The sequence below is a fragment of the Nioella ostreopsis genome, from assembly GCF_004000255.1.
Classification (GTDB): Bacteria; Pseudomonadota; Alphaproteobacteria; order Rhodobacterales; family Rhodobacteraceae; genus Nioella; species Nioella ostreopsis.
On sequence record NZ_RCIQ01000001.1, the window covers coordinates 138,815 to 150,696 of the forward strand.

An 11,882-nucleotide genomic window follows, 5' to 3' on the forward strand; every position below is an offset into this window, starting at 1 on the left:
GGCCCGGGCGGTGTTCGGTCATCCTGCGGCCTTGCGCGGCGGGGCTTGTAGCGAGGCCCGGTAGCCCGAAGGTTGATCCAGCTCCATCGCCGCGATTTCCCGGTGCTGCTGCTCGGCTGACCAGCCAAGCGCGGTGGCCGCGACGCGTGCGCATTCGGCAATCGCGTCGGATGTCAGCCGTCCCGACATCGCGATCAGCGTGCGCCGGAGCAGCAGGTCGGCCAGAGTTCCTACGCGCTCGGTTTGGCACAGGGCGCAGAGTTCCTCGGTGGAATAGTCGGGCAGGCTGACGAGCATGGTCTCGCCCATGCAGGCGCGCGCGATGGACTCTGCCGTCGTGCCGTAGCGGGACAGAAGCGTGTCGATCCGGTCCCGGGCCAGCCCGGTTTCGGCGGCCACGCGGTCAATCCAGAGCGTCCGTGCCGCAGGGGTGCGGGGAAAGTCCCTGCCGCCGCCGATGGCCATGTCGGCCGTGTCGGTTCGACGCGTGACGCCGAGATGGCGCAGTACGCGCGACGTGGCTTCGGCGGAGAAGGCTCTGAATGTCGTCCACTTGCCGCCAATCAGGCACAGGACCGGGGTGGCCTGCCCGAAGCGCAGCTCCGCGATGGAGTGATCCCGCGTGACCAGTCCGATATCGCAATCGGCCCGGGGCAGGGGGCGTACCCCGCAGAATCGGTAGCGGACGTGATCTTCGCGAAGGTCCAGATCGGGGAAAATCTGCCGCATCGCGGCCAGCATGTAGGACAATTCATCCGCGTCGCAGCGTGCGTCGTCCGGATCTTCGATCGGAACGTCCGTCGCCCCGACAAGGACGCGGCCCATGAAGGGATAGCAGAGGTTCACCCGCCCGTCGGCTGTTCCGAAATAGATCATGTGCCCGTTCAGCGCGCGGTACAGCTCCGGGTGATCTATGATGAGATGGGATCCCTTGGATCCGCCCATCAGCTTGCTGGCCAGTCCGAGATCGTGGTTAACGGAGTCGATCCAGGCCCCGCCCGCATTCACGACAACCCTTGGGCGGACGGTGCAGAGCGTACCTTCATGGGTAAAGGTCACGCTGTCGCCCTGAACCGCGATGACCCGCGCGTGATTGAGCGCCCGAGACGCGGGATTGAGGGCCTCGCCATCGAGCACCAGTTCAAGACCAAGCCGCTCGGCATGGCTGAGCTGCCCTTCGTAGTAGAGACCTGCCGCAAAGATGCCAGCATCCAGCCCGGACACCCGCTGCTCCAGTGCCTTGCGCCCGAGCATCCTGTGAACCGGCATGGACCGGAACCGGTGACCGAACACATCATAGAGGATCAGGCCAGCCCGCGTGATCAGCGATCCGCGGTCGGTCATTTTCGCAGGCAGGCCGAAAAACCGCTTTGCGGACGGCAGGATGCCGGAAAAGCGCGATCTCAGGGGCAGGATGGTCGGCAGGGCGGACACGTAGTGCGGGGCGTTGGCCAGCAGGCGGTTCCGCTCCGTCAACGATTCCCGAACCAGGCCGAACTCTCCTGTCTCCAGGTATTTCAGCCCGCCATGCATCAGCCGGGACGACGCGGCCGAAGCCCCGGCGCAGAAATCGTCCCGCTCCAGCAGCAGGCAGGTGACCCCCTGGGCGCAGAGATCGCGAAATGTCCCGCACCCGTTGATACCGCCCCCGATGATCAGGACATCGATTTCTTCTGCATCAGGCATTTTCGATCGCGACCTTTATCGCAGAACCGCTCTCGGCCACCTCGAAGGCGCGGGCCGTTTCTTCCAGCGGGAAGGTGTCGGTGATCAGCTGCGCCACGTTCAGCCGACCCGATGCCACCATGTCGAACGCATCGTCGAAGTTGCGTCGGCTGAGGCCGAAAGCGCCGGTCACGGTGATCTGGTTGTAGTGGATGGCGTTGATGTCCATCTCGGACATGTCGCCTTTCGAGAAGCCGGCAAAGAGGCTGACACGCCCCCCATGCGCGGCCAGGTCTGTTGCCTGGCGGGCCAAGGCCGGGACACCGATGGCGCAGATGACCACATCGGCCCCGCGCCCGTCGGTTTCGGCACGCACGCGATGCGCGACATCCTCTGATGTGGGGTCGATCACCACATCGGCCCCGAATTTCAAGGCTGCCTCGCGGCGGTTGGCATTGGGGTCGGATACCAGGATCCGCATGGCGCCGCGCAGTTTCGCCAGCAGGACATGCAGCAGACCGATGGGCCCGGCTCCGACGATCACCACCACGTCCGCGAACCCGAGGTTGACCTGTTCCTGTCCGTTTAGGACGCAAGATAGCGGTTCGACCAGCGCGGCCTCTCCGAAGGTCATGGTTGCGGGCAACTTGCGGACATTTCCGGCGTCCACCGCCTTCGCGGGCACTCTGACATACTCCGCGAATCCACCGTCGATCTCATAGCCGAAATTCATGCCTTCCGCGCAGAGGTTCTCAGCGCCGCGCTTGCAGCGGTGGCACTGGCCGCAGGGAATCGCCGGGCAGAGACCAACGCGATCCCCGACCGCGAATTCGGCGCGTCCACCAGTGTCGACGATGTCACCTGCAAACTCGTGACCGAGAATCGATGGGTAGCGTACCCCCATGGTCTTGCGTCCACGGAAGATCCGGATGTCGGTGCCGCAGACGGTGGCCACGCGCACTCGGATCAACAGGTCTCCAGGCGAAAGGGCTGGATCATTTGTTGAGTCGAGAGTAATTTTGTTCGGTTCATGCAGGATAGCGGCCTTCACATTAGTAACTCCGATTGAGCGTTTGTCTAATTTTGCTACACCGCACCGCGCCCTAAATCCAGAAAAATCGCGCAAAACACTGCGGTAAATCGCTAAGTGTCTGATTTATATGATGAACATATATGTTGACACATTTACAAAAAAGCGCAAGTGTCAGGAACGAAGGATTTGGGAGGAGCCGCATCCGTGACCTGTGACTACGCATCCGTTGGGTTTTACACCTATGACTGCCTTGGCTGGCCGTTTGCGGGGGTTCCGCCCGGCGGCGGCACTTACTTCATCGACGAGATGACAATTGCCGTTTCAGGCGCAGCTGGCGCAGCGGTGATCGCGGGCGCCAAGGTGGGGCTCTCCACCCGCGCCGTCGGTGGCGTCGGCCACGATCTCATGGGGGACTGGGTGCTGAACCGGCTGCAGGGGTTCGGTGTCGACACGACCCATATGAAGCGTTTCGCAGACACGCCGACCGCATCGTCCATCGTGACGACACGTGCCGACGGTTCGCGTCCCGCGCTGCATGTGAAGGGCGCGACGCGGATCTTCCGGATCGACGATGCCGATCTGGACGCCATCACCGATGCAAAGGTCCTGCACCTGGGCGGGGTCGGCCTGCTGGACGCCATGGACGGAGAGGGCACCGCCCGGTTGATGGCGCATGCCCGGGCACGCGGCGCGATCACCACGGTCGACGTCTTCGCCGGATCGCAGGCCGATCTGCCAGATGTCGAGGCCGTGCTGCCCCATACCGATTATTTCATCCCCTCGATCGAAGAGGCCGAGGCGCTGTCGGGCATGACCGACATCCCGCGCATGGTGTCCTTCTTTCTGGATAAGGGCGCGCAGTGCTGCATCTTCACGCTGGGCGCGCACGGGGCCTACTACCATCACCGCGACGGCACCCGCATCCAGGTGCCCGCGCATGACATCGACGTGAAATGCACCTGCGGCTGCGGGGACATCTTCAACGCCGGGATCGCGACCGCGCTGGTCCGGGGCATGCCCCCGAAAGACGCGCTGCGCTTTGCCTCGGCCATGTCTGCGCTGAACGCGAGCGGACTCGGATCGCAGGCCGGGATCGAGAACTTCGATCAGGTCGTCAACTTCATGAACTCATGCCCGACGAAAGAGCCAGAGCTCCTGATCGGCGCGGCCTGACCCTGCGAACAATCATAACCCCACGGAGGAGAAACCAGACCATGACTACCAATTCCAAGACGAAGCTGATCGCTCAGCGCCTGGGCAGTGCCGCCCTTATCGCCGCGCTGGGCGTTGCCGCCAACGCGCAGGGCGTGACTTTCATGTCCGCCTATGATCCCACCCCGGAAACGATCCTGAACGATCCCAATTTCCTGTCCTTCGAGGAATTCACCGCACGGGCGCGTGAAGGCGAAGCCGCCGGTGTCTATGGCAATGGTGAGCCGATCACGCTCGCTTTCTCGCAGGTCGTCATGAACCACCCGGTCCGTATCAACATGGTCGAGACCTTCCTGGCAAACTGTGAGCTGTACTCCAACGTGACCTGCATCCACACCGAAGGCACCGGTGATGTCGGTGTGGAGATCGCCAATATCGAGAGCCTGATCCAGCGCCAGCCCGACGTGCTGATTGCAAGCAGCCTGTCCGGCACCGCTGTCTACCCGGCCTATGAGGCTGTGAACGACGCGGGCATCCCGCTGATCATCAACAACTCCGGTATTCCCGATGATGATGCGGATCACATCGAGTACACGTCCTTCATCAGCCCCGATGACTGGTACAACGGCGGTATCCTCGCAGACTACCTGGTCGAAGCTCTTGGCGGCGAAGGCGACATTATCGTCATCCAGGGCGTGGTGGAATCGTCGAACTACGAATTCCGCTGGGGCGGGTTCGAGGAAGTGATCAGCCAGCACCCCGGCATCAACGTGGTCGGCATGCAGGCTGGCGCATGGATCCGCATGCCCGCGATGCAGGCGACGGTGGACCTGCTGCAGGCCAACCCGGATATCGATGGCATCTACGCGATGAACGACGAAATGGGCATGGGCGTTCTGGCCGCTTTGCGCGCAGCGGGTCGTGAAGACGAAGTGGTAATGGTCAGCGTCGATGGCCAGGCCGACCTGGTCTGCGAAATCCTGAACGGATCGGCCGCAGAAGCATCCGTCTTCTGGGAATCCGACATGACCTCCGTGGTCGATGCAGCGCTGGCCGTTGCCGAAGGCTACGTGATCGAGCCGCACATCTGGTACCAGCCGCCGCTCATCACCCAGGAAAACGCTGCTGAATGGCTGCCCGAAGGCGCCTGCCAGTAACCCGAGCATCGAAAGGAACCGAGACAATGACCCTGTCACTGAACAGATTCGAGGCGCGCAAGGCCGATTGGGACACGCCGCTGATCGTGGAATCTCATCTCAACGGCGAACGTACCAAAGAGATGAACCCCAACACGCCCCGCACCTATCAGGAAGTGATCGACGACGCGATCGCCTGCTGGGATGCCGGTGCCTGCTGCATCCACACCCACAACACCAGTTTCGACCTTCTGGGCGAGGCTGCCGCCAAGGACTATCACCCGGTCTTCGACGAAGTGCTGCGTCAGCGTCCTGACGTGGTGTGGTATCCGACAACCTGCAACCGCGAGCTGCTGAACGAAGATCAGTTCGGCACCGAGCATAGCGGGTTCCTGCACAAGACCCACAATGTCAACATTTCCTGCATTGATACCGGCGTGAACCTGTTCGCCTTCGACGTGAACGAAAAGGGCCATATCGAAGGCCGCGAATACGGCTGGAACTACAAGCAGGTTGCCGGCCAGGTGGACCAGGCGCTGGCCAACAACATGAGCATCATCTGGGGCGTCTACGAACCCGGTCAGCTGCGGCTTGCCATGCACTACGTCAATCGCGGCATGTCGACCCCCGGTTCGTTCATCGACTTCTACCTGATCGGCCCCTACGCGCTGACCTCGACGAAGGCGATCGGCACCTCCGGCATGGAGCCCACTGTCGAGAGCCTCTACTACTATCTCGACATGATGGAAGAGCTGAACCAGACCGGTCAGAAGATGAACTGGTGCATCTCGATCTGGGGCGAGGGCGACCGTGATACCCGCGAGGTCATCCGCCGCACCATCGAACTGGGTGGTCACGTCAAGACCGGCCTGGAGCTGTTCTACGATCCGGCCCGCAACCCCACCAACCTGGAACTGCTCAAGGAAGTGCAGGACATCGCCCGCGAAGTCGGCCGTCCGCTCGCAACCCAGGCTGAAGCGCGCGAGATCTATGGCATCTCCAAGCAGCACGAAGCCGGCAAGGCCCGGATGGCGTTGCAGCCCGCATGATCCAGGCAGGCCGCACTTTCGGGTGCGGCCCCATCCCGAGCGGAGCCGGTGCCGACTCTCCGGCGATGCTCGGGCCTTCGCCTCTCCCTTCGAAAACTGGCGATCTGTCCTGGCCGGTGTTTCCACTCCGATGCACCGGCAGGACCCCGCCTATCCGTTCCAACCAGTCTGTGGAGACAGGGACAATGCAAACAACATATCCTCAAAGCACCTTCTCAGGCTTGCTGAGCGAATACAGGTCCGAGGCGACGCTCATCCTCTTTCTCGCTGTGGCTTTCATCTTCGGGCCGCTCTTCACCGAGTATTTCCTGACGCCCGACAACCTCTTCAACCTGAGCCGTCAGGGCTCCTACCTGACCATCGTGTCCATCGGCATGGCGCTTGTCCTGATCGTGGGCGGCATCGACCTGTCCATCGGGGCGGTCATGCAGCTGGTCGGTCTGTTCACGGTGCTGCTGCTTGGGGCCGGTGCCTCGGCCGAGATTGCATTTCTCTTCGCACTGGCAATGGGGGCGGTGCTGGGGGCCATCAACGGCGTCCTCACGGTTTATGGCCGGATGCAACCCTTCATCGCGACGCTGGCCACGGGCGGCATCATGACGGGCATCGTCATGACCTATACCCAGGGCAACGCGGTCGCGCCGCGCGGTATCGACCCTGCGTTCCGGGAAATCGGGGGCGGCGCCGTAGCCGGATTGCCCATTCCCGCGGCCATCATGATCGTTGTCGTCCTGCTGTTCTGGTGGACCATGACCAACACGACCTACGGCAAGAACGTCTATGCCCTTGGATCCAACAAGCACGCTGCGCGCAATATCGGGCTGAATACCGAACTGCTGGAATGCTCGGTCTACATGCTGAGCGGCATGCTTGCCGCGCTTGCCGGCTATCTTACCTTCGCCCGGATGGGGACGTTCCAGCCCGCCACCGCCGCGACCGGCGGGACCCCGGTTGAAATGGTCATCATGGCCATCGCAGCGGTCGTGTTGGGCGGTGGAAGTCTGGCCGGTGGCAAGGGGACCATGATCGGTGCCTTCCTTGGCGCAACCGTCAGCGCCGTGATGCTCAACTACCTCGTCCTGCTGGGCATGGGCATCTGGTTCCAGCGGTTCATCCTCGCACTCATCATCATCGTCGTGGTCCTGCTGGCCCGCAAGAACGAGAGGGCATGAAAATGGAAGGAAGCATCGTGTTGGATTCGCATGTGATCGAAACGAATGCCCTGGAGATCCATGGAGTTTCCAAGAGCTTCGGTCAGAACAACGTCCTGCAGGACCTGAACCTGACCCTGAGGAAAGGCGAGGTTCACGCCCTGATGGGGGAAAACGGGGCCGGCAAGTCCACCTTGATCAAGATCATCTCGGGCGTGCACAAGGCCGACCAGGGTGAGATCAACCTCAATGGCAGCAAGGTTGATTTTCACAGCCCCTACGAGGCCCAGATCGGCGGCGTTGCGACGCTGTTCCAGGAGATTCAGGAAATCCCGGATCTGAGCGTCGCGGAGAATCTCTACGCCGGAATGGAACCGCGCAAGCACGGGTTCCTGATCGACTGGAAGAAGCTCTATTCGAACGCACAGCGCCAGATCGACGAGCTTGGGCTTAGGATCGACGCGACCCAGAAGATGCGCAGCCTCAGCCCGTCCTCTCGCAAGATGGTCGAGATCATTCGCGCGGTTCACAAGCGCGGGGCCTCGGTCGTGATCATGGACGAACCCACGGCCAACCTGAATCAGGGCGAGATCGACGCGTTGTTTTCCATGATCGAGGAACTCAAGCAGAAGGGTGTGAGCATCATCTATATCTCGCACCGCATGCGTGAGATCTTCCAGATCGCCAACCGTGTCTCGGTTCTGCGGGACGGGCGGCTGATCCGGACATCCAATATCGAGAACATCTCGGAAGACGAAATCGTCAAGCTGATGGTCGGCCGTGACCTGCCCGCGCTCTATCCGCAGCGCACGCCGCCGGAGAACGAAGTTGCGATGAAGGTGGACAACCTGACCGTGGACGGAGAGCTCGACAGCGTCAGCTTCGAGGTGCGCAAGCGGGAAATCCTGGGCATTGCTGGTCTGGAAGGGTCTGGCGCGACATCGGTCATCAAGGCGCTTTTCGGTCTCAGGCCCGTGAGCGGCGGGACGATCGAAGTGGATGGCGAGACGCTCGTGATCAAGAACCCCAAGCGCAGTATCGCGCAGGGGCTGGCCTATGTGCCCGAGGATCGGAAGGAAGACGGTTTGTTCCTGAACAAGACCGTCAACTTCAACCTCGTGGCGAACGTGCTGAAAAGCCATTTCGCCCGCATGGGCTTTGTCGTTCGCAAACGGGCCGCGCAAACGACCTCTCGCGATGTGGTCAAGCGTCTTGGAATCAAGACCACTGGCGGCATGGCCAAGATCGGCAGCCTGAGCGGCGGCAACCAGCAGAAGGCCCTTGTCGGTCGCTGGCTGATCGGGAGCTACAAGGCCATCCTCCTGGAAGAGCCGACGCGCGGCGTGGATATCGGCGCCAAGGTCGACATCTACGAAGAGATCAACGCCCTCGCCCGGTCCGGTCTGCCCGTGGTCATGTACTCGTCGGAACTGCTGGAGCTGATCGGGATGTGCGACCGGGTTGTCGTCATTCGGAACGGCCGGGTCAGCGGCATCCTCTCGGGTGACGAACTGACCGAAGAAAACATCCTGGAGAAGGCCATCACCAGCTAGGCGGCGCGCACATGCCGTCGCGAGGCCGGAGTCTTCCGACCGGGAAATCTTAACCCTTCATATGGAGCGGGATAATGGAAAACGTCTTGAACAATGCACTGCCGATGACCCGGCCGACGAGGCGCGCCTCGCTTGCCGAGCTCGCGCCTGCCCTGATCGTCGTGGTGCTGCTGGTCATCGGCACGATCACGTCCGATAGGTTCATGCAGACCAACAACATCCTCAACATCCTGCAGTACGCGGCGGAACCGTCGCTGATCGCCGTGGGCATGATGTTTGTCATCCTGGCGCGGGGGATCGACCTTTCGGTCGGCTCCGTGATGGGGGTCGGCAACGTGACGGCCGCGCTCCTGCTCGCTGCCGGATACCCGGTGATCGTGGCAATCCTGGCTGCGGTCGCGTTCGGGGCCGTGATCGGGTTGGTGAATGGCCTTTTGATCACGAAGGGCCGGATGGAGCCTATCATCGCAACGCTGGCGACGATGATCGGGGTGCGCTCGATCATCTACTTCATGACCGACGGCGCCCCCCTGTTTCAGGGCATCCCGCGGGAATTCGTGCAAATCGTTCGCGGAAGCGTGACGGGCTTGCCGAACGGCGTCCTGTTCCTGGTCATCTCGTTCCTGCTGGCCTACGTCTTGCTCAACCACACCCGGTACGGGCGGCATGTCTACGCTGTGGGTGGATCCGAGGAAACCTCGGAGCTGTTCGGCATCAAGGTCACGCGGATCAAGATTTCGGTCTATGTCCTCAGCGGCGTCATGGCAGCCATTGCCGGTGTTGTCGGAGCAAGCCGTCTGGGAATCGGCGATCCCAATTCCGGTATCGGCTATGAACTGGTCGCGATTACCATGGTGGTCGTGGGCGGCGTGCGACTGGCGGGTGGCGTGGGCACCGTCATGGGGGCCTTGTCCGGTGTGCTGATCGTGTCGATCCTGACGAATATTTTGCAGCTCAACAATGTCAGCACCCATGCGCAGCATATCTTCCTTGGCGGTGCCATGGTTGGCATGATGCTCTTCCTGTCCTGGCGGGATGCGAAGAAGGCCTGATGACTTGGGTATGCAGGCGATTGCGGAATGGCACGCTTTACGGCATTCATGAAACAGTGGGGTTAGGGGAGAGACATGTCGAAGTTATCCAGAGAAAGAGAGTCGGACCTCGATACCATAGAGGCTGTGTCCATCGGCTCCGGTACGCCTGATGACTTGAAGACAAGGGTTTCCTGGCTCTACTACATGGAGGGCAAGACACAGGACGAGATTGCCCAGATCGTCGGCAGCAACCGGTCGAAGGTCCTGCGGATCCTCGCACAGGCCCGGTCAGACGGAACAGTGCAGATCCGGGTAACCACGCGCCTGTCGCGCTGCGTCGAGCTGGAAGCGGAACTGAAGAGCAAATACGGCTTCGACACCGTGATCGTCGTGCCCTCTCCGCAGGAGCCGTCGGACCTGCCAGATATTCTTGGCGCTGAGCTTGGGGCATATCTGTCGGACCGGATCGGGCCGGACATGAGTGTCGGTCTTGGATGGGGCCGGACCCTGACGTCGGGTATTCCGGCGATCGAACAGCGCCAGCCTTCGGGCATTTCGGTGATCTCGCTTCTGGGCGGTCTGACCAAGGTCAACCGGGTCAATCCCTCGGATTTCGCATGGCGGGTCGCGGATCGGTTGGCCGCAGAATGCTACATGGTCGCGGCCCCCGTCTTCGCCCCGGATGCCGCCAGCCGCGAGGCATTGATGAACCATCACGGCATTTCCGAGGTGGTCGAGCGGGCGCGACGGCTCGATCTGGCCGTGGTCTCGGTCGGGGATCTTTCGCCTGAATCGATCTTCACCCGCTACGGGCTGCTGACCCATGACGAGATCATCTCGCTGGAACGCGCCGGTGCGATCGGGGACGTACTGTGCCGTTTCATCGACGCCGAGGGGCGGGTGATTGACCATCCGGTCAACGACCGGGTGCTTGCCGTACACCCCAATGACCTGAGCGGCGCGCGCGAAGTCATCCTCGCGTCGGGGGGCTGGAGCAAGCTGACCGCGATCCGGGCCTCTATCAAGCTGCTCAAGCCGCGCGTTCTGATTACGGACTCCATTGTCGCGGAGCGGATCGCGGTCGAGTGATCTGCAAGGGGCACCGTCCCGATCAGTCTCCGCCATCCTCAAGAAGCGCTTTGGCCGTGGTCTCGTCGGTGATGAAGACACCGGGTCCGAGCGCCTTCAGGGTCGCATGGATGATCTCCAGCTTGTCGAGGCCGCCGGAGATCAAGACCTTTCGGGGAATGCGACGAAGCGCATCGAGCGGCATGGAGATCGCCCGTTGATTGATCGGGTGGTTCAGCACTTCGCCATCCGAATCCAGGAAATTGTAAAGAATATCGCCGACCGCGCCGGCCTCGATCAGGGACAGGCGTTCGGCCTCTGAAATGTGGCCCGAGCGATAGGATGTGGTCATCGCGGATATCCCGCCGCAGGACAACAGCGCGATGTCGCAGGACTGGGCAAGCTGAAGGATCTGGTCCAGCCCGCAATATTCCAGAAGCGCGTGCTTCGTCGTCGGAGAGTCCACGATGGCGGGGGCTGGGATCAGGTAGCCCTCGGCTTCGAACAATTCCGCGAATTGCCACGCGAATTCGGCCGGGTTGAAGCGGCGGGCCTGCGCGATACCGCCAAGCAGCGACACCACGCGCACGCCAGCCAGCGCCCGTCCCTCGACATAGGGCAGCATCCTGTGCAGGGTACGGCCCCACCCGACACCGACGGTCAGGTCGTCTTCCATCAACTCCGAGACATAGGCTCCCGCAGCGGCGGCAATGGCGCGTGTCGGATCGACGTCCCGACCATCGACCGGGGCAATGATGGCCCTCTTCAGCCGGAATCGCCGTTCGAGCGCCTGTTGCATTTCGAGCAACGGCGCAATCTGCGCGCGGATGCGGATGACCACGTCGCCGCGCTTCCTCGCGTCAGACAGCAGGCGCGTGATCATGATCCGGTTGACGCCAAGCGCCTCGGCCACATCAGACTGGGTCATCCCCTCGATATGATAAAGCCACGCCGCCCGAATGCGCAGCTGCTGGTGCGGGTCACCAGAGACCCGGTCCGGGGGCGGCCTGTGGGTTTTTTGAACAGCCTCAGACATATTCG

General features: G+C 62.0%; 10 protein-coding genes. 7 read left to right on the plus strand and 3 right to left on the minus strand.

Annotated features, from left to right (window positions below):
- Positions 1-18: 18 nt before the first annotated feature.
- Together EP237_RS00760 and EP237_RS00765 are read right to left on the minus strand one after the other, a co-directional pair.
- Positions 19-1,686, minus strand: a complete 1,668-nt coding sequence (locus EP237_RS00760; protein WP_127557101.1) for a glycerol-3-phosphate dehydrogenase/oxidase — start codon at positions 1,684-1,686, stop codon at positions 19-21.
- A complete protein-coding gene (locus EP237_RS00765; protein ID WP_276316977.1) occupies positions 1,679-2,635 on the minus strand; it encodes a zinc-binding dehydrogenase in 957 nt (318 codons plus the stop codon). The genes EP237_RS00760 and EP237_RS00765 overlap by 8 nt, the downstream gene beginning before the upstream one ends.
- A 267-nt stretch (positions 2,636-2,902) precedes the next feature.
- Between EP237_RS00765 and EP237_RS00770 the strand changes: the two genes are divergently transcribed.
- The 7 genes from EP237_RS00770 to EP237_RS00800 all read left to right on the plus strand — a co-directional run bounded on the left by EP237_RS00770 (position 2,903) and on the right by EP237_RS00800 (position 10,862).
- Positions 2,903-3,871 (plus strand): carbohydrate kinase family protein, encoded by a 969-nt coding sequence (locus tag EP237_RS00770; RefSeq protein ID WP_127557105.1) that lies wholly within the window; start codon positions 2,903-2,905, stop codon positions 3,869-3,871.
- Positions 3,872-3,912: 41 nt separating this feature from the next.
- On the plus strand, positions 3,913-5,007 hold the full coding sequence (locus EP237_RS00775) for a substrate-binding domain-containing protein (protein ID WP_164744568.1): 1,095 nt from the start codon (positions 3,913-3,915) through the stop codon (positions 5,005-5,007).
- Positions 5,008-5,033: 26 nt separating this feature from the next.
- On the plus strand, positions 5,034-6,035 hold the full coding sequence (locus tag EP237_RS00780; protein ID WP_164744569.1) for a beta-keto acid cleavage family enzyme: 1,002 nt from the start codon (positions 5,034-5,036) through the stop codon (positions 6,033-6,035).
- 221 nt (positions 6,036-6,256) lie between these two features.
- Positions 6,257-7,207, plus strand: coding sequence for an ABC transporter permease (locus EP237_RS00785; RefSeq protein WP_164744570.1), 951 nt, complete (start codon positions 6,257-6,259; stop codon positions 7,205-7,207).
- Positions 7,208-7,209: 2 nt separating this feature from the next.
- Complete coding sequence (locus tag EP237_RS00790) at positions 7,210-8,739, plus strand: sugar ABC transporter ATP-binding protein (protein ID WP_164744571.1); 1,530 nt, start codon at positions 7,210-7,212, stop codon at positions 8,737-8,739.
- 74 nt (positions 8,740-8,813) lie between these two features.
- On the plus strand, positions 8,814-9,791 hold the full coding sequence (locus EP237_RS00795) for an ABC transporter permease (RefSeq protein WP_127557115.1): 978 nt from the start codon (positions 8,814-8,816) through the stop codon (positions 9,789-9,791).
- A gap of 75 nt (positions 9,792-9,866) precedes the next feature.
- Positions 9,867-10,862: a sugar-binding transcriptional regulator gene (locus EP237_RS00800; protein WP_127557117.1), complete on the plus strand. Its 996-nt coding sequence runs from the start codon at positions 9,867-9,869 to the stop codon at positions 10,860-10,862.
- Between the two features lie 22 nt (positions 10,863-10,884).
- Here EP237_RS00800 and EP237_RS00805 read toward each other — a convergent pair whose 3' ends face one another.
- On the minus strand, positions 10,885-11,877 hold the full coding sequence (locus EP237_RS00805; RefSeq protein ID WP_127557119.1) for a sugar-binding transcriptional regulator: 993 nt from the start codon (positions 11,875-11,877) through the stop codon (positions 10,885-10,887).
- Positions 11,878-11,882: the final 5 nt, after the last annotated feature.

Bases quoted from the DNA above. Each gene is read 5' to 3' on its own strand.
- EP237_RS00760 (WP_127557101.1), bottom strand. From the start codon at position 1,686: ATGCCTGATGCAGAAGAAATCGATGTCCTGATCATCGGGGGCGGTATC.
- EP237_RS00775 (WP_164744568.1), top strand. From the start codon at position 3,913: ATGACTACCAATTCCAAGACGAAGCTGATCGCTCAGCGCCTGGGCAGT.
- EP237_RS00780 (WP_164744569.1), top strand. From the start codon at position 5,034: ATGACCCTGTCACTGAACAGATTCGAGGCGCGCAAGGCCGATTGGGAC.
- EP237_RS00790 (WP_164744571.1), top strand. From the start codon at position 7,210: ATGGAAGGAAGCATCGTGTTGGATTCGCATGTGATCGAAACGAATGCC.
- EP237_RS00795 (WP_127557115.1), top strand. From the start codon at position 8,814: ATGGAAAACGTCTTGAACAATGCACTGCCGATGACCCGGCCGACGAGG.
- EP237_RS00800 (WP_127557117.1), top strand. From the start codon at position 9,867: ATGTCGAAGTTATCCAGAGAAAGAGAGTCGGACCTCGATACCATAGAG.
- EP237_RS00805 (WP_127557119.1), bottom strand. From the start codon at position 11,877: ATGTCTGAGGCTGTTCAAAAAACCCACAGGCCGCCCCCGGACCGGGTC.